This window comes from Promicromonospora aerolata, assembly GCF_042682255.1.
In the GTDB taxonomy this organism is placed as follows: Bacteria; Actinomycetota; Actinomycetes; order Actinomycetales; family Cellulomonadaceae; genus Promicromonospora; species Promicromonospora aerolata.
Window position 1 is genome coordinate 5477658 of the sequence record NZ_JBHUHF010000001.1, and the last position, 24369, is coordinate 5502026.

General features: G+C 72.9%; 22 protein-coding genes. 13 read left to right on the forward strand and 9 right to left on the reverse strand.

What is annotated here, in order from left to right; translation table 11 throughout:
• The first annotated feature begins 43 nt into the window (after positions 1-43).
• Both ACFSL2_RS24350 and ACFSL2_RS24355 read left to right on the forward strand, forming a co-directional pair.
• Positions 44-703: a vitamin K epoxide reductase family protein gene (locus tag ACFSL2_RS24350; RefSeq protein ID WP_377200310.1), complete on the forward strand. Its 660-nt coding sequence runs from the start codon at positions 44-46 to the stop codon at positions 701-703.
• A gap of 9 nt (positions 704-712) precedes the next feature.
• A complete protein-coding gene (locus tag ACFSL2_RS24355; RefSeq protein WP_377200311.1) occupies positions 713-1099 on the forward strand; it encodes a PPOX class F420-dependent oxidoreductase in 387 nt (128 codons plus the stop codon).
• Positions 1100-1262: 163 nt separating this feature from the next.
• Here the strand turns inward: ACFSL2_RS24355 and ACFSL2_RS24360 are convergent, their stop codons facing one another.
• Entirely contained in the window at positions 1263-2561 is a 1299-nt protein-coding gene (locus ACFSL2_RS24360) for an alkaline phosphatase family protein (RefSeq protein WP_377200312.1), read from the reverse strand.
• Positions 2562-2699: 138 nt separating this feature from the next.
• On the opposite strand from ACFSL2_RS24360, the gene leuS reads away from it, so the two are divergent.
• Positions 2700-5639: a leucine--tRNA ligase gene (gene leuS, locus ACFSL2_RS24365; RefSeq protein ID WP_377200890.1), complete on the forward strand. Its 2940-nt coding sequence runs from the start codon at positions 2700-2702 to the stop codon at positions 5637-5639.
• A 12-nt stretch (positions 5640-5651) separates the two neighbouring features.
• Here the strand turns inward: leuS and ACFSL2_RS24370 are convergent, their stop codons facing one another.
• Positions 5652-7394, reverse strand: a complete 1743-nt coding sequence (locus tag ACFSL2_RS24370; protein WP_377200313.1) for a helicase HerA-like domain-containing protein — start codon at positions 7392-7394, stop codon at positions 5652-5654.
• 93 nt (positions 7395-7487) lie between these two features.
• Between ACFSL2_RS24370 and ACFSL2_RS24375 the strand changes: the two genes are divergently transcribed.
• Positions 7488-8369, forward strand: coding sequence for a DegV family protein (locus ACFSL2_RS24375; protein ID WP_377200314.1), 882 nt, complete (start codon positions 7488-7490; stop codon positions 8367-8369).
• Positions 8370-8461: 92 nt separating this feature from the next.
• On the opposite strand, the gene ACFSL2_RS24380 is transcribed toward ACFSL2_RS24375, so the two are convergent.
• Positions 8462-9340, reverse strand: coding sequence for an alpha/beta fold hydrolase (locus tag ACFSL2_RS24380; protein ID WP_377200315.1), 879 nt, complete (start codon positions 9338-9340; stop codon positions 8462-8464).
• A gap of 248 nt (positions 9341-9588) precedes the next feature.
• Between ACFSL2_RS24380 and ACFSL2_RS24385 the strand changes: the two genes are divergently transcribed.
• The 6 genes from ACFSL2_RS24385 (at position 9589) to holA (ending at position 16433) form a co-directional block, all read left to right on the forward strand.
• Positions 9589-10485 (forward strand): helix-hairpin-helix domain-containing protein, encoded by an 897-nt coding sequence (locus ACFSL2_RS24385; protein ID WP_377200316.1) that lies wholly within the window; start codon positions 9589-9591, stop codon positions 10483-10485.
• Positions 10482-12902, forward strand: coding sequence for a ComEC/Rec2 family competence protein (locus ACFSL2_RS24390; protein WP_377200317.1), 2421 nt, complete (start codon positions 10482-10484; stop codon positions 12900-12902). Before ACFSL2_RS24385 ends, ACFSL2_RS24390 begins: the two co-directional genes overlap by 4 nt.
• Before the next feature lie 130 nt (positions 12903-13032).
• A complete protein-coding gene (locus ACFSL2_RS24395) occupies positions 13033-13863 on the forward strand; it encodes a hypothetical protein (RefSeq protein ID WP_377200318.1) in 831 nt (276 codons plus the stop codon).
• 10 nt (positions 13864-13873) lie between these two features.
• Complete coding sequence (locus tag ACFSL2_RS24400; protein ID WP_377200319.1) at positions 13874-14563, forward strand: hypothetical protein; 690 nt, start codon at positions 13874-13876, stop codon at positions 14561-14563.
• Entirely contained in the window at positions 14563-15378 is an 816-nt protein-coding gene (locus tag ACFSL2_RS24405) for a neocarzinostatin apoprotein domain-containing protein (RefSeq protein ID WP_377200320.1), read from the forward strand. Before ACFSL2_RS24400 ends, ACFSL2_RS24405 begins: the two co-directional genes overlap by 1 nt.
• A 29-nt stretch (positions 15379-15407) precedes the next feature.
• Positions 15408-16433, forward strand: a complete 1026-nt coding sequence (holA, locus tag ACFSL2_RS24410) for a DNA polymerase III subunit delta (RefSeq protein WP_377200321.1) — start codon at positions 15408-15410, stop codon at positions 16431-16433.
• A gap of 92 nt (positions 16434-16525) precedes the next feature.
• Here holA and rpsT read toward each other — a convergent pair whose 3' ends face one another.
• Entirely contained in the window at positions 16526-16786 is a 261-nt protein-coding gene (rpsT, locus tag ACFSL2_RS24415; RefSeq protein ID WP_377200322.1) for a 30S ribosomal protein S20, read from the reverse strand.
• A 233-nt stretch (positions 16787-17019) separates the two neighbouring features.
• On the opposite strand from rpsT, the gene ACFSL2_RS24420 reads away from it, so the two are divergent.
• Positions 17020-18144: a calcium:cation antiporter gene (locus ACFSL2_RS24420; protein ID WP_377200323.1), complete on the forward strand. Its 1125-nt coding sequence runs from the start codon at positions 17020-17022 to the stop codon at positions 18142-18144.
• Between the two features lie 48 nt (positions 18145-18192).
• Here ACFSL2_RS24420 and ACFSL2_RS24425 read toward each other — a convergent pair whose 3' ends face one another.
• The 4 genes from ACFSL2_RS24425 to ACFSL2_RS24440 all read right to left on the reverse strand — a co-directional run bounded on the left by ACFSL2_RS24425 (position 18193) and on the right by ACFSL2_RS24440 (position 21119).
• Positions 18193-18741 (reverse strand): type II toxin-antitoxin system PemK/MazF family toxin, encoded by a 549-nt coding sequence (locus ACFSL2_RS24425; RefSeq protein WP_377200324.1) that lies wholly within the window; start codon positions 18739-18741, stop codon positions 18193-18195.
• Positions 18742-18838: 97 nt separating this feature from the next.
• Complete coding sequence (locus tag ACFSL2_RS24430) at positions 18839-19270, reverse strand: type II toxin-antitoxin system PemK/MazF family toxin (RefSeq protein WP_377200325.1); 432 nt, start codon at positions 19268-19270, stop codon at positions 18839-18841.
• 42 nt (positions 19271-19312) lie between these two features.
• Positions 19313-20125, reverse strand: coding sequence for an alpha/beta fold hydrolase (locus ACFSL2_RS24435; protein ID WP_377200326.1), 813 nt, complete (start codon positions 20123-20125; stop codon positions 19313-19315).
• Between the two features lie 106 nt (positions 20126-20231).
• Entirely contained in the window at positions 20232-21119 is an 888-nt protein-coding gene (locus ACFSL2_RS24440; protein ID WP_377200327.1) for an aminoglycoside phosphotransferase family protein, read from the reverse strand.
• 243 nt (positions 21120-21362) lie between these two features.
• Here ACFSL2_RS24440 and ACFSL2_RS24445 point away from each other — a divergent pair, with 243 nt between their 5' ends.
• Together ACFSL2_RS24445 and ACFSL2_RS24450 are read left to right on the forward strand one after the other, a co-directional pair.
• A complete protein-coding gene (locus ACFSL2_RS24445) occupies positions 21363-22736 on the forward strand; it encodes a hemolysin family protein (protein WP_377200328.1) in 1374 nt (457 codons plus the stop codon).
• Positions 22733-23761, forward strand: a complete 1029-nt coding sequence (locus ACFSL2_RS24450; protein ID WP_377200329.1) for a CNNM domain-containing protein — start codon at positions 22733-22735, stop codon at positions 23759-23761. Before ACFSL2_RS24445 ends, ACFSL2_RS24450 begins: the two co-directional genes overlap by 4 nt.
• 6 nt (positions 23762-23767) lie before the next feature.
• Here the strand turns inward: ACFSL2_RS24450 and ACFSL2_RS24455 are convergent, their stop codons facing one another.
• Positions 23768-24322, reverse strand: coding sequence for a type 1 glutamine amidotransferase domain-containing protein (locus ACFSL2_RS24455; RefSeq protein ID WP_377200330.1), 555 nt, complete (start codon positions 24320-24322; stop codon positions 23768-23770).
• Positions 24323-24369: the final 47 nt, after the last annotated feature.

Consider the following 24369-nt stretch of genomic DNA (forward strand, 5'->3'; position numbering starts at 1 on the left):
AGGACTCAGCAATGTCCCAGTCTGCGCCGGTAGCGTTGGGCGGGTGACTGAGACCGGAACGACCACGACGTCGTCGGAGAGCTCGATGAACGATGAGAACGACCTCGCCGTGCCGGGGCCCAGACCGCTCGGCGGCCGGACCATGGGGCTGCTCCTGGTGGTGCTGGGCGGCATCGGGTTCGGCGCCGCGATGTGGCTCGCCGTCGAGAAGTACTTGGCGTTCATCGATCCCGACCGGGTCGCGTCGTGCACCATCAACCTGTTCGTCACCTGCAGCGCCGCGATGGACTCCTGGCAGGGCGCGCTGCTGGGCTTCCCGAACCCCTATCTGGGTCTTGCGGCGTTCCCGGTCGTCATCACAACGGGTGTCGTGCTGCTGGTCGGTGCACGGCTCCCGCGCTGGTACTGGATGTCGCTGCTGGTCGGGACGGTGCTGGGCCAGGCGCTCATCTTCTTCCTGATGTGGACCAGCTTCTACGTCATCGTCGCGCTGTGCCCTGCCTGCATGGTCGTCTGGACCATCATGTGGCCGCTGCTCTGGTACCAGGTGGTGCGGGGCGCGCAGTCCGGTGACCTGCCCATGAGCACGGGGTTCCGGGACGCACTGGTGGGTAACCGCACGATCATCCTGGTCATCGGCTACGTCGCCGCCGTGGCGTGGCTGATGCTGGCGGTCGGCGGACACCTGGTCGCGTCGTTCTGACCCGAGAACATGCCGCACCGAGACCGCCCCGCTGACGAGTACTACGCCCTGCGGACCTTCCGAGCCGACGGGACGCCCGTGACGACGCCGATCTGGCTCGCCCGGGACGGCGAGCGCCTGTACGGGTACACGCCCGTGCGTTCCTGGAAGGTGCGGCGGATCAGCCGCGATCCCCGGGTCGAGGTCGCGCCGTCCGACTTCGACGGCATGCCTCATGACGCATGGCGGAGCGGGCGGGCGCAGGTGCTCCCTGCGTCCGGGCTGCGCACCGCAAAGCGCGCGATGACGGCGAAGTACGGCAACCGGTTCCGCTGGTTCACGCTCGTCACGCTGATCGGACGGCCCCGCACGCACGGCGGCCGGGCGGTGGGTATCGAGATCTCCTGGGACGACTGACGACTGGGACGGTTGGCGACCCGGAGCAGGCCCGGCGGCGGGCCGAGCTGGTAGTTACCCAACGGGGTGTGTTGCTGTCCGTGGACACCGTCTACGGACAGCAACACACCCCGTTCTCCTACAGTCACCTCGCGGCGCCGGTGCGGCTCAGCCGCGGCGCCGCTCAGCGGCGCAGCGCCTCGCGCAGCGTCCGGCCCTCGCTGCCCGACGGCGGCGCGTAGCCCAGCAGTGCCGAGATCGTCGGCGCGATGTCGATGTGGCGCGGTGCACGGGGGTGCACTCCGGGCCGTACTCCCGCACCGGCGAGGACCAGCGGCACACGGAGCTCCGTGGTCGAGCCGTGGCGTCCGACCGGTCCGGCCGGCGTCGCGCCGAACGACCAGCCCGGCTCGGGCTCGACGACCAGGTCCCCGTAGTTGGGGCTCATGTGCATGCGCCTCTGGTCGGCCTTGTCGAAGATGTTCCGCACCTGGGGCAGCGTCTCCAGCGCCGCCCGCAGCCGGCGGACGGCGGCCGGGTCACCCGCCTGTTCGCCGATGATCCGGACGTCCGCGACACCGCCCACGACGATCGCGACGTCGGTCCCGGGCGCCGGTGACCGACCGCTGGTGAGGACCTGCGGGGTGAAGCCCGCTGCCTCGATCGCGGCGAGCCCCTCGGCGCCGAAGCCCTTGTCGAAGGTCGTCATGCCGTGGTCACCCGTGATGACGAACGCGGTGCGGCCGTAGGTGCCGGCCTCCTTCGTGGCCGCGACGATCCGCCCGATCTGCCGGTCGATCTCCGTCAGGGCGCCCGGGATGCGGGGGTCGGCGTCGCCGCCCTGGTGCCCGATCGCGTCGAGCGTGTCGCAGTAGACCGCCATGAGCTCGGGGATGCCGCTCGCGGTGACCATCTGCCCACCCGAGCTGACGGGCTCGCCGCGCAGCACGGCGACGGCGTCGTCGGTGCGGCGGGCGCAGTCGCCGCCGGGCTGGGTGTAGAGGCCGTCGGGGTCGCCATAGGTGACGCCGTAGTTCTGCAGGATGAACCACTGGGCGGAGAAGACGCTGCCGCCCTGCTCGCGGACCGACTGGGCGATGGTGGGCACGGCGAGGTCACGCTGCTGGCCGCGGGCGGTGTTCGTCTCGGTGTTGAACCAGTAGGCGGTGTTGCGGTGGGTCTCCGGCCAGGCGCCGGTAGCCACGGACGACCAGGACGGGTTGGTGATCGACGTCATCACGCCGGTCGAGGTCGTCACGCTCCCGCGGCGCAGGAGGCGCTGCAGGTTCGGCATCGGGCTGGTGCCGTCCCGCACGTGGTCGAGGTACTCGACGTCGAACCCGTCGAGCGCCAGGAGGACCACGTGGTCGGCGGGGGCGTTGCCGGTTGGGCCGAGGTCGTCCGTCGGCGACGGTACGGCGACGGCGGTCGGGGCCGACCACACGACGGTGGCGGCGATGCTGGCGGCGAGAAGCTTTCGCAACGAGGGCATCATGCGCGCAATTCGAGCACCCGGACGGACAACTTCGGGGGAGGAGCGGGCGAATGTCGGATGAACCTTCACCCTGTGGACGACCGAGAGCCGGGGACCTGCTCGGTCGGTAGACTCGGCCGCGTGACAATGCCCGACGCCCCCGAGCGCACCACGTCCTCGGACGAGCCCCGTTTCCGCTACACCCCAGCCCTCGCGCAGCAGATCGAGCTGCGCTGGCAGGACATCTGGGAGGAGCGCGGAACATTCCATGCGGCCAACCCGCAGGGGCGACTTACCGGGCCGGGCGAGCGCCCGGCGGAGGGCGACCCGTACTTCCTCATGGACATGTTCCCGTACCCCTCGGGCGCGGGACTCCACGTGGGTCACCCGCTGGGCTTCATCGCCACCGACGTCGTCGGCCGGTACCGCCGCATGTGCGGCGACAACGTGCTGCACACGATGGGCTTCGACGCGTTCGGCCTGCCGGCCGAGCAGTACGCCGTGCAGACGGGTGAGCACCCCCGCCTGGTCACCGAGCGCAACATCGTCACGTACAAGCGGCAGCTGCGGCGCGCGGGCCTCGCGCACGACTCGCGCCGCTCGTTCGCGACGATCGACCCCGAGTACGTCCGCTGGACGCAGTGGATCTTCCTGCAGATCTTCGACTCCTGGTACGACGAGGACGCGCAGCGGCCCGACGGCGGGCGCGGGCGTGCCCGGAGGATCGGCGAACTGCGTGACGAGCTGGCCGCGGGCGCGCGACCCGTGCCCGGCCATGAGGGCGACAACACGGGCGGCGCCGTCTGGGCGGCGCTGAGCGACGGGCAGCAGCGCGACGTCGTGGACGCGCAGCGGCTGGCCTACGTGGACTCCTCGCCGGTGAACTGGGCGCCAGGCCTCGGCACCGTGCTGGCGAACGAGGAGGTCACGAGCGACGGCCGGTCCGAGCGCGGCAACTTCCCCGTGTTCACCAAGAACCTGCGCCAGTGGAAGATGCGCATCACCGCGTACGCGGACCGGCTGACCGACGACCTCGACCTCATCGACTGGCCGGACAAGGTCAAGTCGATGCAGCGCAACTGGATCGGCCGCTCCTTCGGCGCCGCAGTGCGGTTCGACGTCGTCGGCACCGCCGAGTACGACCCGGCGGGCGCCGGCGGCAGCCTCGAGGTGTTCACGACCCGCCCGGACACGCTGTTCGGCGCCACCTTCATGGTCGTGGCGCCCGAGCACCCGCTGCTCGACGAGGTGCCCGTCGCCTGGCCGGAGGGCACCCGCCCGGCATGGACCGGCGGCTACGAGACCCCAGGCGAAGCGGTGGCCGCCTACCGGCGCGAGTCGGCCGCGAAGACGGCCGTCGAGCGGCAGGCCGATGCGGGCAAGAAGACCGGCGTGTTCACGGGGCACCTGGCCGTGAACCCCGTGACGGGCACGTCCGTCCCGGTGTTCACCGCCGACTACGTGCTCATGGGCTACGGCACCGGCGCGATCATGGCGGTGCCGGGCGGCGACGAGCGCGACTTCGCGTTCGCCGAGGCCTACGACCTGCCGGTGATCCACACGGTGGAGCCCGAGGGCGGCCTGCCCGAGGGGCACGTCGGCGCGTACACGGGTGACGGCGTCGCCGTCCGCTCCTCGAACGACGAGGTCTCGCTGGACGGCCTCGGCGTGGCCGAGGCCAAGGCCCGGATCGTCGAGTGGCTCGAGGCCAAGGGGATCGGCGAGGGCACCACCACCTACCGGCTGAACGACTGGCTGTTCTCCCGTCAGCGCTACTGGGGCGAGCCCTTCCCGGTGGTGTGGGACGAGCAGGACCGCCCGGTGGCGCTGCCCGACTCGATGCTGCCCGTCGAGCTGCCGGAGGTGCCGGACTTCTCGCCGCGCACGTTCGAGCCCGACGACGCGGCCTCCGCACCCGAGGCGCCGCTCGGCCGCAACGAGGACTGGGTCAACGTCGAGCTCGACTTCGGCGACGGCGCCAAGACCTACCGCCGCGACACGAACACCATGCCCAACTGGGCAGGTTCGTGCTGGTACTACCTGAGGTACCTGGACCCGACCGACACGGCGCACGCCGTGGACCCGGAGCTCGAGAAGTACTGGATGGGGCCGCGGCACAACGCGACGTCCGGCCCGGCCGGCGGCGTCGACCTCTACGTCGGTGGCGTGGAGCACGCGGTGCTCCACCTGCTGTACGCGCGGTTCTGGCACAAGGTCCTGTTCGACCTGGGCTACGTGTCGAGCCTGGAGCCGTTCGGCAAGCTCTTCAACCAGGGGTACATCCAGGCGTACGCGTTCACCGACGCGCGCGGCGTGTACGTCCCGGCCGCCGAGGTCGAGGGCGACGAGCAGACCGGGTTCACCTGGCGCGGGGAGCCGGTGAACCGGGAGTACGGCAAGATCGGCAAGTCGCTGAAGAACGTCGTCTCGCCGGACGAGATGTACGAGGCGTACGGCGCCGACACGTTCCGGGTCTACGAGATGGCGATGGGCCCGCTCGACCAGTCCCGTCCGTGGAACACGCGGGACGTCGTCGGCTCGCAGCGGTTCCTGCAGCGGCTGTGGCGCAACGTCGTCTCGGAGGAGACCGGCGAGCTCACGGTGACCGACGAGGAACCGGACACCGCCACCCTGCGCGCCGTGCACCGCACCATCGCCGACGTCAGCGTCGAGATGGAGAACATGCGGCCCAACACCGCCATCGCCAAGCTCATCACGCTGAACAACCACCTCACGGGCCTGGACTCGGTTCCGCGTGCCGCCGTCGAGCCGCTGGTCCTGATGACGGCGCCCATCGCGCCGCACATCGCGGAGGAGCTGTGGTCCCGGCTCGGGCACGAGGAGTCGCTGGCGCACGCGCCGTTCCCGACGGCCGACGCGGAGTACCTGGTCCAGGACACCGTGACCTGCGTGGTCCAGGTTCAGGGCAAGGTGCGTGCCCGCTTCGAGGTCGCCCCGGACATCACCGCGGAGGACCTGGAGGCGGCGGCCCTCAGCGAGCCGAACGTGGTCAAGTTCCTGGACGGCCGCGGCGTGCGAAAGGTGATCGTCCGAGCCCCGAAGCTGGTCAACATAGTCCCGGCCTGACCGTCCCGAGGGTCAGCGGCGGCGGGTGCCGAAGAGCGAGCGGGTCAGCTCGCGGACCAGGACGGTGCCCGCCGTGCGAGCCAGGGAACCCACCACGCGGTTCCGGTCCCGGGCGGCCTTCTCCTTGTCCCGCGCTTCTGCCTTCTCCCGGGTAGCGGCCTCCTTCTCGATCCGGGCACGCTCCCGGGCGAGCTCCTGCTGGTCTCCGGCTGCCGACTCCTCGCCGTCGGCGGCGGCGCGCCCGGCGGCCTGCTCCTGCGCCTTGGCCTGGAGCAGCTCGAACGCCGACTCCGCGTCGACCGCCGTGCCGTACTTCTCCTGACCCGGCGAGGCGGCCACCACGCGGTCGATCTCGGCGTCGGCCGCCGGCTCCATCGCCGCCTGCGGCGCCCGCACCCGCGTCCAGGCGACGGGCGCCGGCGCGCCCCGTTCGGTGAGCACCGTGACCACCGCCTCGCCCGTGCCCAGCTCCTGCAGCAGGCGCTCGAGGTCGTACGGCGACCTCGGGAACGTGCGGGCGGCGGCACGCAGCGCCGTGGCGTCGTCGGGCGTGAAGGCCCGGAGCGCATGCTGCACGCGGTTGCCGAGCTGGGCCAGGACGTCCGACGGCACGTCCTTCGGCGACTGCGTCACGAAGAAGACGCCCACGCCCTTGGACCGGATGAGCCGGACGGTCTGCACCACCTGCTGCAGAAAGTCCTTCGAGGCGTCCGCGAACAGCAGGTGCGCCTCGTCGAAGAAGAACACGAGCTTGGGCTTGTCCGCGTCGCCCACCTCCGGCAGCTCCTGGAAGAGGTCCGCGAGCAGCCACATGAGGAACGTCGAGAACAGCTGCGGGCGGTCCTGGACGGCCGGCAGCTCCAGCACGCTCAGCACGCCGAGGCCGCCCGTGGTCGCGATCAGGTCGGACGTGGAGAACGCGGGCTCCCCGAAGAAGACGTCGGCGCCCTGCCCCTCCAGACCGGCGATCTCGCGCAGGATGACGCCCGCCGTGGCCGCCGAGACGCCACCGATGCCCTTGAGCTCACCCTTGCCCTCGTCCGAGGTGAGGTGGGCGATCACCGACTGCAGGTCCTTGAGGTCCAGCAGCGCCAGACCCTTCTTGTCGGCCCAGTGGAAGATCAGGGCGAGGCTGGACTCCTGCGTCTCGTTGAGCCCGAGCACCTTGGACATCAGCAGCGGCCCGAAGTCGGTGACCGTGGTGCGGATCGGTACACCCTTGCCGATCCCGCCCAGGGAGTAGAACTCGACCGGGTACTGGGTGGGCGTCCAGTCCTGCCCGACGCTCGCCGCACGCTCCGCGACCTTCGGGTTGTCCGCGCCCGGGAGGGCGAGCCCGGACAGGTCGCCCTTGACGTCCGCCAGGAAGACGGGCACACCGGCCAGGGACAACCCTTCGGCCATGCCCTGGAGCGTCTTGGTCTTACCGGTTCCCGTGGCGCCCGCCACGAGGCCGTGACGGTTCAGCATCGACAGGGCGAATCCGACCTGCACCTGCGGGTTCGCGGTGACGTCGCCGCCGGGCTCGCCCTCGAGCAGGGCGCCCAGCGGCAGGGTGGCCTCCGCCGCGTAGCCCGCGGCGACCTCGGCCGCGTAACCCGTGGGGAGCACATCGCTCGGCGCTGCGGCGGGGGACGTGGCGGCCGTCTCGGCATCTGTCGACGCAGCGGCCCGCTCCGCCTCCTTCAGGGCCCTCTGGGCTGCGGCGGCCGCCTCGCGGAGGGCGGCAAGGTCGGGCGTCGATGCATCAGACATGTCTCGGATGCTAGGTCGGGCTCCGGCCCAGCGCGCGGGGAGGCGCCCACGGTTTCGCCGTCCGGTTCCCCGCGCGGATAGAGTGACGCGGTCATGCGCACCCGACGTCGTTCTTCCAGCCCGGCACCCCAGGAGGTGCGGGTCGTCACCGACTCGACGGCCTGCCTGCCCGCCGGCCTGCCGGACGGACCGGTCGTCGTGCCCCTGCGTGTCCTCGTGGGTGACGAGGCCTACGCCGAGGGCGAGGACATCACCCCCGAGCAGCTCGCCGAGCTGGTCGCCGGCGGTGCGCAGATGACCACGTCCCAGCCGTCCCCGGAAGCCTTCGCGGCCGTCTACCGCGGTCTCGGTGACGAGGGCGCCCGGTCCATCGTGTCGGTGCATCTGTCCGGGGCGTTGTCCGGGACCGTGGGGTCGGCGGGCACGGCGGCCGCGCGCTCGCCCTTGCAGGTGCGCGCAGTGGACTCGCGCACTGGCGCGGCCGGCCTCGGGTTCGCGGCCCGTGCGGCAGCGGAGTGCGCCGCCGCCGGGGCTGACGCCGCTCATGTCGCCGCGCGGGCGATCGAGGTCGCCGGCACGGCGCACGCGGTCTTCGTGGTCGACACCCTGGAGTACCTGCGCCGCGGCGGACGGCTGTCCGGCCCGGCCGCGGCGCTCGGCACCGTCCTCGGGGTCAAGCCGATCCTGCGCCTGACCGACGGCGCGGTGGAGCTCTCCCAGCGGGTGCGCACGCGCGCCGTCGGCGCCGAGCGGCTGCTGGAACAGGCTGCCGGCTACGTCGCCGAGGCGGAGCGGCCGGTGGTCGCCGTGCACCACTTCGGTGCGCACGATCGGGCACTGGCGCTGGCGGGCCGCCTCCACACCCGCACGCGGGCGGACGTGGAGGTCACGCCGCTGAGCGCCGTGCTGGGCGTGCACGTCGGCCCCGGCACCCTCGCCGTCGTCGTAGCAGACCTGGGCGACCACACCCACTGACGACGGAACCGGGTGGTCGGTAGAAGGTCAGGTGATCGGCATCCCGAGGGACCGATCACCTGACCTTCTACCGAAGATTCGAGCGGGTCGCCTCAGCCGGCGAGCACCTCGCGCAGACGTGCCGCGAACTCGACGGGCTTGTCGGCCGGCTGGCCGTACTCGCCGCCGCTGAAGCCGCCGTGCCCGCCGGGGAAGACCACAGCCTCGGTGCCGAGCCGCGACGCTGCCCCACGGGCGGCGCGGCCGGGCATCGCCTCACCGGTGTCCGCTCCGACGCCGATCACGATGCGTGGAGCACCGGCCGCGATGGCCTCGTAGCGCGGCTCGTACCGCGGCAGCACCAGCATGTTGACGCCGAACATCAGGTCGTCACGGGAACCGTCGTCCTCGGTCGGCAGACCGAACATCGCCGGGTCGGGGTCGGGCTGAGCGAGGTACGCGGGAGTGACCTCGCCCTGGTAGGTGAGCAGCGCGATGAACTTCGCCATCGCCGCGCCGAAGCCCTTGGCCTGATAGGTGTCGTGCATGCCCGTCATGGCGGTGACCATGGCGTCACGGTCGGGGAGCGCGGTGGCCAGGGGCGGCTCGTGCGCGACCACGGTCCGGACGTCGGCGGGACGGGTCGTGGCCAGCTCCAGTGCGACGACGGCGCCGCCGCTGGACGCGAACAGGTCGACCGGTCCGCCGCCGACCGCGTCGATGACGCGGTGCACGTCGTCGGCGTGGGTGGCGATACCGGGCGGCTCGGTCTCCGTGCTGAGGTCACGAGTACTGCGTTCGACGCCACGGGGGTCGTAGGTCACGACGGTCCGGTCGGTGAAGTGGCTCGCGAGCGTGGTGAAACCCTCTGCTCCCATCGGTAGGCCGATCAGCACCAGGGGTGTCTCGTCGGTCGGTGCCGCGGCTTCGCGCACGTCATAGGTCAGGACGCCGCTCGGCACGTCGAGGGTGAAGGTCTTCTTGTCGGTCATGGGGGCTCCTGTGTCTCCTGCGGCCCGGCCGGTTGGTCCGGGCTCTCGTACCGTCTGCCAGGGTGGACGAGGGTTCCCCGGGCAACTCATCGGTGCGCGTCAGGGAATCTGTCGGGGGACAGGACCGACCTTCCGCACGGCGGTCCGCGGCGGGGAGCGCGACCACAGGGCGCGCTCCGGGCGATCCGTGCACAGGCGACCCCTCCAGGCCCACCGCGGAGCACGACGCGCCCCTAGCGTCCTGAGGCATGCAGCCAGAGACCGCTTCGCAGCGCCATCCCGACCCGTGGCCGTTCACCCCGGTGCACGGGTCCGGCGACCAGGCCGGCCCGTCGGCCGCGGCCGCGCAGCCCACCGACGCCGACGAGCTGGTGGCACGCCTGCGCGCCCGGCGGTCCGCCTCCGGGGTCGCCGCGGCCTATGCGGCCGCGCACGGTCATCCGGCCGACCCCCGCACCGAGCACGGGAGCCGCAGGTGGAAGCTGACCGGGAAGACCGCCGTGGTAGCGGCCGTGGCCGTGCTCCTGCTGGGTGTCGGCGTGGCGGTGCTGTCACTGCGCGGGGACGGCGTCGAGCCGCTGGCGCGGGTGGCGGCGGGCGCGGAGCCCACCGCACCACCGGCAGGAGCCGGGCCCACCGCACCACCGGTAGAAGCCGGCTCCGGCGCAGTCCCCGCACCCGGCCCGGCAGGCGGCGGGCTGCTCGTGCACGTCGTCGGCGAGGTGGCCGAGCCGGGCCTGGTCACCGTGCCCGAAGGCGCCCGCGTCGCCGACGCGCTCGAGGCCGCCGGGGGCACCACCGGCAGAGCCGACCTGACGGCGGTCAACCTCGCGCGCACCGTCGTCGACGGCGAGCAGCTGTACGTGCCCCGGCCCGGCCAGCCCGTGCCCGGGCCGGCAGCGGGTGCCGTGCCCGGACCAGGGCCGGGAGGTGGCGCAGCGGCGGGCGGCACGGTCGACATCAACGGGGCGGACGCCGTGGCCCTGGAGGAGCTTCCCGGTGTCGGGCCGTCGATCGCCCAGGCGATCATCGAGTGGCGCGAGGCCAACGGGCCGTTCGCGAGCGTGGACGAGCTGGAGGACGTACCCGGTATCGGCCCCGCCACCCTCGACGAGATCCGGGACAGCGCACGGGTCGGGCCGTGACCGACCTGCGCATGGCCCCGGCCGCTCTGGCCGCCTGGGTAGCGGCGTGGTCGCTGACCGGACCCGTGGCCGTCTGGAGCTCCTCGGCGACGTGGGTGGCCGCGGCAGCGATGACCGCCGTCTGCCTCCATCTCGCCGTGGCGGCCGTGCTGCTGCGGCGTGCGGCCCGGCCGGCCACCGCCCACGCGGCACTCGCGACGGCGTGCGTGCTCGCCGTCACGGTGTCCGCGCACGTCCAGCTGGCCGGCCGCGCGCCGCTCGCCCAGCTCGCCGAGCAGCGAGTCACCGCGACCCTGAGCGGCGTGGTGGCCTCCCAGCCCGTGCCCTTCTCGTTCGCCCCGGGCTCCTCGGACAGAGGCCCTTCGGATACCGGCGCGGGACAGTACCGCTGGGTGCTAGCGGCCCGCACGGTGGACGCCCGAGGCGTCGCCACAGGGGCACGGGCGCACGTCCAGGTCCTGTCCGGTACCGCACCCCGGTACGGGGCGACCGTGACGGTATCCGGGGCCCTGCGGCCCGTCGATGCCGGCGCCGCCGAGACCGCCCGGCTGACCGCCGATGACACGAGCGAGATCCGCGCTCCACCAGCGGGACTCCTGGTGCTCGACACCCATCGCGCGGCGCTCCTCGACGTGACCGACCCGCTGCCCGCCCAGGCCCGCGGGCTCGTACCGGGCGCCGCCATCGGTGACACCACCCGGCTACCGGACGACCTCGCCGAGGAGATGCGCGCGACCGGCCTCACCCACATCACGGCCGTCTCCGGCGGCCACTTCGCCGTGGTCGTCGCCGCGCTGACCCTCCTCTGCTCGCTGGCCCGGCTCCCGAGACCGGCCAGGGTGGTCCTCATCGCGCTCGCCTCCCTCACCTTCGTGGCACTCGTCCGCCCGGAGCCCGCCGTGCTCCGGGCGGCGGCCATGGCGGCGTTCGCACTCACGGGAGTCGCGATCGGGCGGCCGGCGCAGTCGGTCCCGGCGCTCGCGGCGTCGGTCGTCGGGCTGCTGGTGGTCGACCCGTGGCTGGCCCGGTCCTTCGGGTTCGCGCTGTCGGCCGCTGCGACCGCGGGCCTGGTGCTGCTCGCCGCGCCGCTGGCCGCTCGCCTCGCTCCCTGGACGGGGAGCACGGCGGCGTTCGCGCTGGCGGTGCCGCTCGCCGCACAGGCGGCGTGCGGCCCGGTGCTGGTGCTCCTCGACCCGTCGGTGTCCACGGTGTCGGTGCTCGCGAACCTGCTGGCGGCTCCCGCCGTGGTCCCAGCGACTCTGCTGGGACTGGTCGCGACGATGCTGGCGCCATGGCTACCGGCCGTCGCAGGGATGGTCGCGTGGGTGGCGTCCGGAGCGACCTGGTGGATCGCCGCCGTCGCCCAGTTCCTGGCCGGCCTGCCCGGGGCTTCGGTGCCCTGGCCGGGTGGTCCGGTCGGTGCGCTGCTCCTGGCCGGGCTCACCGGTGTCGGGCTGTGGGCGGTGCTGCGCCGCGACGCGCATCCCGGATGGCCGCAGGCGTGGCGGGCGGCGGTGCGGTCTGGCTCGGCCGAGGCACCTGCGGGCCGGCTCACCGGCGCGCGTGCCGCCACCCTGGTGGCAGCGGCGGCCGCTGTCGTGCTCGTCGTGGCGCTCGCGGTGCCTCGCCTCCCTGTGCTGGGCGGCTTGCCCGAGGACTGGCAGGTGGCGGCGTGCGACGTCGGGCAGGGGGACGCACTCGCGGTGCGCACGGGCCCGGCCTCTGCTGTCGTCGTCGACGTCGGCCCCGCTGGGACTGCTGCCGACCGGTGCCTCGACCAGCTCGGCGTGATCACGGTGGACCTGCTGGTGCTGAGTCATTTCCACGCCGACCACGTGGGCGGTCTCGGACCGGTGCTGACCGGGCGCCAGGTGGTCTCGGCGATCGTCACGCCCGTCGACGATCCCCCGACCGGCGCCGCGGTGACCCGGGCAGCGCTTGCCGCGGCGGGGGTCCCGGTCGGTGACGCGCGGGCAGGAGACCGAGGTACCGCCGGGAACGTCGGGTGGGAGGTGCTGCAGGCCGGCGTCGGGCACGGACCCCAGGCGGGGGCGGCGAACGACGCGAGCATCGCACTCGCTGTCCGCACACCGGACTTGGACGTGCTGCTGCTCGGCGACCTGGAGGCAGAGGGGCAGCAAGCCCTTGCGACGGAGCTCGGGCGCCGGGGCGAGGCAGCGTTCGACGTCGTGAAAGCCGCCCACCACGGATCCGCCGTGCAGTCCCGTGAGCTCGCGGAGCTGACGAGGCCGGCCGTCGCGGTCTTCTCGGCGGGCAGGGACAACGAGTACGGCCACCCCACCGACGAAGCCCTCGACCTGTACGCCGGGGTGGGCGCCGCGACCGTCCGTACCGACCGGTGCGGCACGGCGGTCCTGCTGGTCCGCGGCGGGGAGCTCGGAGTCGCGGGCTGCTGACTCCACCCGACCCGGAGTACGTTCAGGGCTCGTTCGGGGGCCTTCTACCAGGTCAAGCCGATGTCCGCCCGGCGGCCCTGCCACACATCGCGAAACGTTGCGGATCCTGTCCGCGGCCCTACCGTGGGGTATGTCGGAGAGTTCCGTCATCACGTACCAGGGGGGCTTCGTGGTCGATCTCAGGCTTGCGGCCCGGCGGTATCGCCGGACCATCGCGGTAACCACAGCAGCCGCTCTGCTTCTTCCGGCGGCGGCGTTCAGCGCCGCCGGGAGGGACCAGGCGACCGCCCGGCTCGAGCTCCGGCAGGAACTTCTTGCGGAGTCCGTCGTCACCGACGTCTCCGAGGCCGACCAGATGGTTCGGGTGGATGTCGCCCAGGACCCGGAGGCAGCGGAGGCCTGGCTCGACGAGTCGGCGGAGGTGCTGGACGGCTGGACCGTCGTCGTCGGGGGGATGGACTCCACGGCGGGGGAGCAGCGCGCTCGGCTCGACGCCGAGGCGGTGGCGGGTGACTCGCCGCCGGCGGCCGAACCCTGCCCGGCGGTCCCGCAGGGACCGCGCTCCGCCGACGGTGCCACGACTCCCTATCTGGGGTGCGGGCCGGCGGGTGGCGTCCAGTCCACCGCACGGTCGGTCGAGAAGGGTGCGTCCACCACCACGCTGGCCAGGGCGGTCGACCAGGTGCTGGCGTCCTACCTTCCCGGGGCGGACCTGCCGCACACCAAGGTGCGGATCGCCCGGGGCGAGGCGACCGTCGACGTCGCCGCCGGGTTCGAGCAGGCGCTGGCCGACGCCGGTGTCTATCCCGGCGACGTCTGGCAGGCGCTCCTGTTCACCGCCCACAGCAACGGTGCCATCGACTCCGTGCGGTTCACGCTCGACGGGGACTGCCTCGCCTTCGCGTACGCGACGGGCGGGGACATGTGCGCCTCCACCGACCTGCCGATCGACCTGGGCTGAGAGGACGACGATGCGCGCATTCTTCCGCAGGACCCTGTCCCTCGTCGCGACCCTGGCACTGGGCACCGGCGGGTTGCTGGCGGTGGCGCCGGCCGCGGCCGCAGACGTGACCTACGTGCCGGACCGCTGGAACGGCAAGGTGATCTACCTGTCCCAGGCGTGTCACGACCGGGGTGACACGAAGTGCCACACGAACACGGGCTGCGCCGGGTTCAGCGAGAACCGGAACTCCTACCTGCTTGCGGTCTCCACGACGACCCAACGAGTTCCTGACCGGTTGAACCTGCTGGAGCGCGGCTACAAGGTGGTGCGCGGCAACGGCCTGACGCGGTCCAACATCGCGAACTCGAACCGCGTGGGTGCGGACCTGCACGTGCCGCTCCATTCGAACGCCATCAACACGTCGTGCGAGACCGGCTTCTCGGCGGCCCGATACGGGACCCACGTGATGTACGTGTCGTCAGAAGGTCGCGAGTGCGCGCAGATCATGAAGACGCGCGTGGGTGCGTCGAGCCCCGGTACCAACGACGCCCGCCACTACCGCACGGACCTGGGTGAGCTCAACCAGACCAACGCCGTGTCCTGCTACCTGGAACAGGAGTTCCACGTGTGGGGCCGGGGCGTGCAGTGGATGCGGAACCGCAGCGACTGGAGCTGGCGCATCGCCCTGAGCGTCGACCACTACCTCGGGTACCCGTGATGCGCGCGCGGCTGTGGGTCCCGGTCGTCGCCGTGGTGCTCGCCCTGGCCGCCTGCACGGCGGCGCCGGGGGCTCCCGGCCCGTCGGGTCCGCCCCGGGAGACGGGCACCGGCTCGGCGTCGGACGCCCCGCACGCGGGCGGCGACCCGACCATCACCGTCCGAGCCGTCGACGGCAGCTGGTCGGTACGCGGCACGGGCTTCACGGGCGGCAACCAGTACCTGGTCCAGTGCATGGGCGGCACGACGGCGGGTGCGAGCGCCCTCGACGAGTGTGACATGTCGACCAGCGAGCAGGTGGTGGCCGACGAGCGCGGCCGGATCGCGGCGACGCGACCGGCCAGGGCGTTCGTCAACGTCGGGGCCGTGTCGGAGGTGGACTGCACCGAGGATCCGTGCGCGCTCGCCGTCGCCGACCTGGCCGACGTCGTGCTCGCGGCCGCCTCCGCCCCGTTGCCCGGCGGTTCCGAGCCGCCCGACGCACCGACCCTCGCCCTGTCCGAGCAGGAGCTCGGACCGGACCAGGGCAGCGTCGTGGTCACGGGCAGTGGCTACCCGAAGGGCGCCACCGTGCGGATCGTGCAGTGCGCCACCACGGCGGACGGCGGGGTGGACGGGGACAACTGCCTGTACGACGAGGGCAAGCGCGTGGTCGCCGACCGTTCGGGCTCCGTGACCACGCGGCTGCCGGTCGAGCGGGAGATCGACCTGGTCGGTGGCGGTACGGCCGACTGTGCCGTGGCGGGTGCGTGCGTGGTCGCGAACGCGTGGACCGACGGTGGGCGGATGGCGTTGGCGGACCTGCTCTGGGAGTGACTGTCGGTGGTGCGTGGCAGGCTGTGTCCGTGCCTCCAGCGACCAAACGCCGTACCGCCTCACCCTCCACCGGCCGCAGCTGGGACGAGCCGACGCTCGCCCCGGTCGTGCTCGTCCGCGGGGCGGAGCCGCTCCTGACGGAGCGCGCGGTGGACGGCGTCGTCGGGCTGGTGCGGGCGCGTGACCCCGAGGTCGAGAAGGTCGAGCTGGAGGGCGCCACGTACGGCGCCGGCCAGCTGTTGGTCGCGGCGAGCCCGTCCCTCTTCGGTGAGGCCAAGGTCGTGGTGGTCCGGTCAACGGAGTCCGGCACCGAGGAGCTGATGGCGGACCTCATCGCGTACGTCGCCTCGCCGGACGAGGAGACCACCGTCGTGGTGGTGCACGGCGGGGGGCAGCGGGGCAAGAAGATGCTGGACACGATCACGCGGTCGGGCGCGCCCGTCATGATGTGCGAGCCGGTCACGAAGGACGCCGAGAAGGCGTCGTTCGTGGTGGGGGAGTTCAAGGCCGCGCGCCGCCGGGCCGACGCCGAGGCCGTGCGGGCCCTGGTGGACGCGCTCGGCAGCGACCTGCGCGAGCTGGCCTCCGCGTGCTCACAGCTGGTGGCCGACACGACCGGCACCGTCACGGCGGCCACCGTGGACAAGTACTACGGCGGGCGCGTCGAGGCCACGGGCTTCCGGGTCGCCGACGCCGCCGTGGCAGGTGACGCCGGCGCCGCCGTCGCACTTCTCCGGCACGCCCTGGACACCGGTCTGGACCCGGTGCCCGTCGTGGCGGCCCTCGCGCTGCGCCTGCGCAACCTGGCCAAGGTCGCCTCGATGCGGGGCGGAGGGCTCGCGGCGCGGGACCTCGGCATGGCGCCGTGGCAGGTGGACCGGGCACGCAAGGACCTGCGGAGCTGGACCCCCGAGGGGCTGGCGGCAGCGATCTCCGCCGTCGCGCAGGCCGACGCGGACGTCAAGGGCGAGGCCCGGGACAGCGTGTTCGCCGTCGAGCGCGCGGTCATGACGATCGCGCGTTCTCGCCGCTCGGGGAACGCGCAGACCAGATGAGCGCGCAGACCGGCTGAACGCGGCGGCCTGATCCCGGGCAAGCGAAAGACGCCGCCCGCCCCGAGGGGCGAACGGCGTCCGACGAAGTGTGCTCAGAGAGCGGCGACCGACTTCGCGAGAGCCGACTTGCGGTTCGCGGCCTGGTTCGCGTGGATGACGCCCTTGGCGACAGCCTTGTCGAGCTTGCGCGACGCGGCGGCAAGGCTGACCGTCGCGGTCTCCTTGTCGCCGGCTGCGATGGCCTCGCGCACCTTGCGCACGTGGGTCTTCAGCTCCGACTTGACGGACTTGTTGCGCAGACGAGCCTTCTCGTTCGTCTTGATGCGCTTCATCTGGGACTTGATGTTTGCCACGAGAGTACTTCCTGGTGTGTTCGCCTGATGGCGAGCGGATAGGTCGTAGAGGGCGGTCACAGCTCCGGGACTGGGGTGGGGACCCGTGGAGAGGAGCTGGGACTGTGCCCGCCGACCTGGGCGGACACGCGACCTCCAAGGCTACCAGAGGGAACTGGGATCCGTACGAGGCGCCGGGTGTGACACCCGTGACGGCCAGGAAGGGTCGCTGACGTGCACCTTAGAATCCGACCATGAGTACCAGGACACTGCGCGGCCGCTTCCAGTGGACCGTGATCGTGCCACTGCTCGCCCTGGTGATTCTCGTGGTCACGTGGAGCAACCATGACCACCCCGCCATCCTGGCCGCGATCGGTGCGGCGCTGGTCGGTGCCGTGCTGGCGGCGGTCCAGCACGCGGAGGTGGTGGCGCACAAAGTAGGCGAACCCTTCGGCTCCCTCATCCTCGCGGTCGCGGTGACGGTCATCGAGGTAGGCCTGATCCTCATGCTGATGAGCAGCGGCGGGGCCGCGGCGAGCACGTATGCCCGCGACACGGTCTTCGCCGCCGTGATGATCACGTTCAACGGGATCGTCGGCCTGTCCCTGCTGGTGGGCGCGAGCAAGCACCGCCTGGTCAGCTTCAACGCCTCGGGCACCGGGTCGGCGCTCACCACCGTGATCGCGCTGGCCGGCGTCACACTGGTCCTGCCCCGCTTCACGACGTCGGCGGACGGTGGTGCCTACACGGCCTTCCAGCTGGCGTTCGCGGCGGTGGCGTCGTTGGTGCTGTACGGGGCGTTCGTCTTCACGCAGACCGTGCGCCACCGCGACTTCTTCCTGCCCGTGACGAGTGACAAGTTCGGCCGTGTCACCGGCGTCATCCGGGACGCGGACGGCGACGACCACGCCGACCCGCCCACTGCGAAGCAGGCCTGGTTCAGCGTGGTGCTGCTGCTGGTCGCGCTCGTCTCCGTGGTGTTCCTGGCCAAGCTGCTCTCCCCGAGCATCGAGTCCGGGGTGGCGGCCGCGGGCCTGCCGTACGCCGTGGTCGGTGTGGTGATCGCGCTCCTCGTGCTCGCGCCCGAGTCGATCGCGGCCGTCCGCAACGCGCTGCGCAACCGCGTGCAGACGAGCCTCAACCTGGCCTACGGCTCCGCGATGGCGTCGATCGGCCTGACCATCCCCACCATCGCCGTCGCGATGATCTGGATGGACGGGCCCCTCACCCTCGGCCTCGAGCCGGTCCAGATGGTGCTGTTCGCGGTCTCGGTGGTGGTGGCGATGCTGAGCATCGCCCCGGGGCGGGCCAAGACGCTGCAGGGCGTGGTGCACCTGGTGCTGTTCGCGGCGTTCCTCGCGGTGTCGGTCCAGCCGTAGCCGGCCCGGCACGTCCCCGGGCCACGCCGGTGACCCGGGGGGCGTCCGTCAGAGCGCGGCGGCGACCTGGTCGAAGACCGCCTTGTCCAGGATGGCTCCCTCGCGGCGCACGGCGTCCGGGTGGATGCGGATCACGCGGTTGAGGCGCACCTCGGAGGGGCGGCCGGACCGGTCCCACGCCCCGGTGCCGATGTCCATCCAGAGCCGGCCGGCGCGGGCCTCCTGCTCGGCGTCCCTGTCGTGGTCCTGGCTGGTGAGCTGCAGCGCGAGCAGCCAGGGGCCGTCGTTGCCCACGACGAGCACGGGGCGGTCCTTGCCCTGGCTGTGATCTTCTTCATAGGGCACCCACGACCAGACGACCTCGCCCGGATCGGGCTCGCCGTCCAGCTCCGGCCGGTAGACGGGCGTGACGCGCCCGACGAAGTCGCCGGGGTAGCCATCGGTATCGGGCACGCTGCGGCCCGAGGCCGGGCGTCGGTCCCGGGGCGCCGGGGTGGGCCGGTCGCCGCTGGTGCGCCGGTCGCTCTGGTCGAAGGCGGTACGTGCCACGGCCTCGACGACGTCGCCGAGCAGCTTGATCCACGGGTTCTGGTTCACGGACGGCAGGGTAGCCCGGCGTCGGCCCGCGGGCAGAGCGGGCCGACGCCGGCGCTCCCCGGCCGCGGGTGGTCCGGCTCAGGTGCGCGCGTCCGGCTCAGGTGAGGTCGAGGGCGCGGTCCATGTACTTCACGACGTCGTTGAAGATGCTCTCGTCGAGGATGTCGCCCTCTCGTCGCACGTCGTCCGGGTCGATGCGGATGACGCGGTTGATGCGGACCTCGGAGTCGCGGCCGGAGCTGTCCCAGCGGCCGGTGCCCACATCCATCCAGATGCGGCCGGCCCGCGCCTCCTGGAGCGCGTCGCGGTCGTGGTCCTGGCTGGTCAGCTGCAGTCCGAGCAGCCAGGGGCCGTCCTTGCCCACGAGCAGCACGGGGCGGTCCTTGCCCTGGCTGTGGTCCTCCTCGTACGGGATCCAGGTCCAGACCACCTCACCGGGGTCCGGGTCGCCGTCCAGCTCGGGGTTGTAGATCGGGTGCACCTCACCCTCGTAGTCGCCGGGGTAGCTCTTGTCTGATGCGAAGGTCACGCCCGGAACCGTACCGGAACGGGTGAAGCACGCATCCAGGACTTACCCGGCGCGGACCTGGTCGGCCTGGCCGGCGCACTGCCGGGCGAACTCGGCGAGCCGGGCCGCCATCGGTTCCGGTTCCCACGTGTGCATGGCGCCCGGCATCTCCTGCTCGGTGCCCTGCGGCACCGTGGCCACGATGCTCGCCGCCGCCACGGGCATCTCCGGGAAGGTCTCGACCCCGTACATGGCGAGCACGGGGACGGTGACGTCGAGCGTGCCGTCGTCCAGCGCGTGCTGGGCCCAGGCGAGCGACTGCGCGTCGGCGCGGTAGGCGGCAACCGTCCGGGCGATCGCCGGCCAGGCTGGCGACGACTCCATCCCGGCGAGCCACTCGGGCGGCATGTCCTTCATGTAGTGCCGCATCGCGTTCTCGTGGTCGTCGGCGTCGAGCAGCCGCTCGATCTCGTCGGTCCACGCCTGGGTCACCGCGGCCGGGTCGCCGAGGGGCGCCTCCCAGAGGGCCAGGCCGGTGACCGGAAGCCCGGCGGCGGCGGCCCGGAGACTCACCGAGCAGCCGGACGAGTGCCCGACCAGCAGGGCGGGAGCGCCCGCGACCTCGATCATCGCGGCGACGGCCGCGAGCTCACGGTCGAGGTCGAGCCGGCCCTCGGCGGGGCTCTCCCCGCGCCCGAGCCGGTCGAACGTGACGGTGGTCAGTCCGGCGTCGGCGACGCGCTGGGCGGTCTCCGTGGTGACGGGGTCGTCGGCACGGTCGGGCCCGGCACCCGTCACGAAGACGACGGCCGGCCCGGAGCCGCGCAGGTCGTGGGCGACGCGGTCGCCCTGGCTGGTGGTTGTGTAATCGGTCATGACGGTGGGACGACGGGGGCGCGGACAACTCATCGGTCCCGGCACATACCGCTCGTCCGGCTCCAGGACCGACGCCGGCCGTGACCCGGCCCGCCGAACCCGGTCGTCAGCCCGCCAGCACGGCCGTGACCCGGTCCCGGCAGGCCAGCGCGAACTCGGGCCAGCGGTCCCAGTAGTACGGCAGCGCGATCACGGCCTGCACCAGTACCCAGCCCCGCCCGCGCTCCCAGGCGTCGTCCGGGTCGTCGAGGCCGTCCGTCGCCGCCGCCCGGAAGGCGGCGCGACCCGCCCCGGTGAACTGGGTCCAGGCGGGGATCAGGTCGGCCGCCGCGTCGCCGACGCCCACACCGCCCCAGTCGATGACGGCGGTCATGCGCCCGCCGTCCGCCAGCAGGTTGCCGGGCAGCAGGTCGCCGTGGATCCAGTGCCCGTCCGCCGCCGGGCGCGCGTCCAGCGACCGGTCCCACATCTTGATCGCCGCGCGGCCGTCGATGCGGTCGCCGCACTCGGCGATGGCGGCGCGGACGTCGTCGTCCAGCCGGGCGAGCGGGACGCCTCGGGACGTGCCGGCCTTGAGCGGCCCGCCCGCCGTGCTCACCGTGCGCAGCGCGGCGACGAACTCACCGAGCTGCCGGGCGGCACCGGTGCCCAGCTCGCCGACGGCGGGCGACGCGCCGTCCAGCCACGGCGTGACGGACCAACGGAACGGGAAGCCCGCACCGGGTTCGCCCACCGCCTCGGGCGCGGGGAGCCGGAGCGGCAGGTGCGGTGCCAGGTGCGGGAGCCAGCGTGCGTCGCTGCTCGCCTGCTCCTGCGCCCAGCCGATCTTGGGCATCCGGACGAGCAGGTCGTCGCCCAGCCGGAACAGGGTGTGGTCGGTGCCGCCCTCGGGTCCGGGCGTCACCGCGAGGTGTGCCCACCGCGGGAACTGGTCGGCGACCAGGCGCTGGACGAGCTCGGGCGTGGAGACGACCTCGTCGTCGTGCAGGCTCATGGGCACACCGTGGCACCGGCCCGGTCCGGCGGCCAGGCATTTTCGGCCGGTCCGGATGACGGCTGCGCCGCGCCGTGGAACCGTAGGGCTACGTCCGTCGTTCTCCACGCGATGCCCCAGGGGCATCCGGCATGGGGCCCCGGGCCACCGCCGCACCGCACCACTCCAGCGAAGGATCATGGACTCCAGTCATAGACCCCGCCCGCAGACCTGTCGTCGTACCACCCGCTGGGGGTGGGGGCGTTGAGCTGGGTGGTCTCCCTCCTGCTGGGGGTCCTGGTGATCCTGGCGATCACCGCCGTGACGGGCTACTTCGTCGCGCAGGAGTTCGCGTACATGGCGGTCGACCGGGCGCGTCTCGCGGCCCGCTCCGAGGCGGGCGACGGCGGGGCGCGCCGCGCGCTCGGCGTGACCCGCCGAACCAGCTTCATGCTCTCCGGTGCCCAGCTCGGCATCACGGTCACCGGTCTGCTCGTCGGCTACGTCGCGGAGCCGCTCGTCGGTGAGGCGCTGGGTGAGGCGCTGGGCGGGGTGGGGGTGCCGGTCGGTACGGGTGTCGCGATCGGCACCGTCCTCGCACTGGTCTTCTCGACCCTGGTCCAGATGCTGTTCGGCGAGCTCGTCCCGAAGAACCTCGCGATCGCGCGCCCGGAGCCGGTGGCGCTGTGGCTCGCCCGCTCGACGACCGTGTACCTCGCGGTCTTCGGCTGGCTGATCAAGGTGTTCGACGCCGCGTCCAACGCCCTCCTGCGCCTGCTGCGCATCGAGCCGGTGCACGACGTGGAGCACTCGGCGACCGTCCGCGACCTCGAGCACATCGTCGCGGACTCGCGGGCCAGCGGTGACCTCCCCGGCGACCTGTCGGTGCTGCTGGACCGCATCCTCGACTTCCCGCGGCAGGACGTGGAGCACGCCATGATCCCGCGGTCCCGGGTCGGTGTGGTCGAGGCCGGCGACACGCTCGCCCAGGTGCGTGAGCTGATGGCGCGCGGGCACTCCCGCTACCCGGTGGTCGACGACGACGGCGAGGTGGTCGGCGTCGTGCACCTCGCCGACCTGCTGTCGGCGCCCCCCGGCGCGGCGACCGTGGCGGACCTGCTGCGGCCGGCGCTGGTGCTGCCCACTGCGATGGCGCTGCCCGACGCGCTGCGGGAGCTGTCCGCCACGCGGAACCAGATGGCGTGCGTCGTCGACGAGTACGGCGGGTTCGCCGGCGTGCTCACCGTGGAGGACCTCGCGGAGGAGCTGGTCGGCGAGATCACCGACGAGCACGACGACGAGATCGACCCCGTGACCGCGGCGGCGGACGGGGTGTGGGTCATGGCCGGTGACGTCCACCTGGACGAGGTGGAGCGGGCAGTCGAGCGCGACCTGCCCGAGGGCGACCACGAGACGATCGCCGGGCTGGCCATCGCGGTGCACGGCGCGCTGCCGACGGCGGGCGAGGTGGTCTACGTCGCACTGCCCGCCGACCCGGCCGACCTCGTCGCGCTGGAGCCCCGACCCGCCGAGGTGCTCAGGATCGAGGTGCTCGAGGTCGAACGGCACGTGCCGTCCCGCGTCCGGGTCACCGTCGTCGAGGCCGATGCGGCCACCGAGAGCGAGGAGACCCGATGAGCAACCCCTGGGTGGTCGTCGCCGCGACCGTCGCCATCATCGCGCTGAGCGCGTTCTTCGTCGCCGTGGAGTTCGCGCTGCTCGCCGCCAAGCGGCACCGGCTCGAGGACGCCGCGTCCACCAGCCGCTCCGCCCGCGCCGCGCTGCGCAGCGCGAGCGAGCTCACGGTGCTCCTGGCCGGCTCACAGCTCGGCATCACGGTCTGCACCCTGGCCCTCGGCGCGATCACCAAGCCGGCGGTGCACCACTGGCTGACGCCGGTGTTCGAGACGTGGGGCGCGCCCCTCTGGGCCGCCGACGTCGCGGGGTTCGTGCTGGCGCTGGTCATCGTCACGTTCCTGCACCTGGTCGTGGGGGAGATGGCACCCAAGTCGTGGGCCATCGCCCACCCGGAGGCCAGCGCGACGATGCTGGCGCTCCCCATGCGGGCGTTCATGACCGTCACGCGGCCGGCGCTCCTGGCGCTGAACGGCGCGGCGAACTGGTGCCTGCGGCGGGTCGGCGTCGAGCCGGCCGACCAGGTCGCGTCCGGACAGGGGCCCGACGACCTGCGGCACCTCGTGGAGCACTCCGCGAACGTCGGGGCGCTCTCCGTCGCCTACTCCGACCAGCTCTCCGGCGCGCTGGACCTGCGCCGCATGACGGTCCAGGACCTGCTGGCCACGCGGACCGCGCCGGCCGCCGTCGGGCACGGCGCCACGGCCGCGGAGGTGCAGGAGGCGTCGCGCGCGTCCGGCCACCTGCGGATCCTCGTGCAGGCGCCGGGGCAGCTGCCGGACGGCGTGGTGCACGTGCGCGACACGCTCCTGCTGGCCGACGACGCGTCCGTCGCGGACGTCACCCGGCCGGTCTTCGAGCTGGCCGCGGACGTGCCGCTGCACGGCGCCCTGACGAGCATGCGGGAGACGGGCAACCTGCTCGCCGTCGTGGCGCGGCCGGGCGCCGCCGGGGACTACGGCGTGGTCACGCTCGCCGACGTGCTGAGGAGGCTGCTGCCGCGCACCACCGCCGGCCGGACCGGCTGACGCGGGTCAGTCCGCCAGCACGGCGTCGATCTCGCGCAGGAAGTCCGGGATGTCCCGCGGGCTGCGCGACGTGATCAGGGGGAACCCGGCGCCGCCGTCGCGCACGACCGGCTCGTCCACCCAGGTGCCGCCCGCGTTACGGATGTCGGTGGCCAGGGAGGGGTAGCTGGTGAGCGTCGCGCCGGCGACCCGCCCGGCCTCCACGAGCGCCCACGGGCCGTGACAGATGGCGGCCACCGGGCGCCCCGAGGACGTGAACGCGTCGACCACGGCGACGGCCCGGGCGTGCTGGCGCAGGCTGTCGGCGTTGATCGTGCCCCCGGGAACCAGGAGCAGGTCGAACCCGGCCGGGTCGACCTCGTCGATGGTGGTGTCCGGGGCCACGGCCTCGCCCGGCTTCTCGTCGCCCACCAGGGTGCGGACGTCGTCCCGGGACACGGCGGCCAGGGTGACCACCGCGCCGCGGTCGCGCAGGTGGCGCACGGGCTCGAGGAGCTCGTCCTGCTCGACGCCGTAGTTGGTCACGAGCGCCAGCACTTGCCTGCTCGTCAGATGCGGCATGTCTCCTCCTCCGATCGGGGTCGCTACGTCACGACAGTAGGCACGAC

Excerpts from the sequence above, each read along its gene's own strand:
- ACFSL2_RS24355 (WP_377200311.1), top strand. The coding sequence starts at position 713 with ATGCCGCACCGAGACCGCCCCGCTGACGAGTACTACGCCCTGCGGACC.
- ACFSL2_RS24400 (WP_377200319.1), top strand. The coding sequence starts at position 13,874 with ATGCGCGCATTCTTCCGCAGGACCCTGTCCCTCGTCGCGACCCTGGCA.
- ACFSL2_RS24440 (WP_377200327.1), bottom strand. The coding sequence starts at position 21,119 with ATGAGCCTGCACGACGACGAGGTCGTCTCCACGCCCGAGCTCGTCCAG.
- ACFSL2_RS24435 (WP_377200326.1), bottom strand. The coding sequence starts at position 20,125 with ATGACCGATTACACAACCACCAGCCAGGGCGACCGCGTCGCCCACGAC.
- ACFSL2_RS24380 (WP_377200315.1), bottom strand. The coding sequence starts at position 9,340 with ATGACCGACAAGAAGACCTTCACCCTCGACGTGCCGAGCGGCGTCCTG.
- ACFSL2_RS24405 (WP_377200320.1), top strand. The coding sequence starts at position 14,563 with ATGCGCGCGCGGCTGTGGGTCCCGGTCGTCGCCGTGGTGCTCGCCCTG.
- ACFSL2_RS24455 (WP_377200330.1), bottom strand. The coding sequence starts at position 24,322 with ATGCCGCATCTGACGAGCAGGCAAGTGCTGGCGCTCGTGACCAACTAC.
- ACFSL2_RS24395 (WP_377200318.1), top strand. The coding sequence starts at position 13,033 with ATGTCGGAGAGTTCCGTCATCACGTACCAGGGGGGCTTCGTGGTCGAT.
- ACFSL2_RS24375 (WP_377200314.1), top strand. The coding sequence starts at position 7,488 with ATGCGCACCCGACGTCGTTCTTCCAGCCCGGCACCCCAGGAGGTGCGG.
- ACFSL2_RS24420 (WP_377200323.1), top strand. The coding sequence starts at position 17,020 with ATGAGTACCAGGACACTGCGCGGCCGCTTCCAGTGGACCGTGATCGTG.
- ACFSL2_RS24450 (WP_377200329.1), top strand. The coding sequence starts at position 22,733 with ATGAGCAACCCCTGGGTGGTCGTCGCCGCGACCGTCGCCATCATCGCG.
- ACFSL2_RS24370 (WP_377200313.1), bottom strand. The coding sequence starts at position 7,394 with ATGTCTGATGCATCGACGCCCGACCTTGCCGCCCTCCGCGAGGCGGCC.
- leuS (WP_377200890.1), top strand. The coding sequence starts at position 2,700 with ATGCCCGACGCCCCCGAGCGCACCACGTCCTCGGACGAGCCCCGTTTC.
- ACFSL2_RS24385 (WP_377200316.1), top strand. The coding sequence starts at position 9,589 with ATGCAGCCAGAGACCGCTTCGCAGCGCCATCCCGACCCGTGGCCGTTC.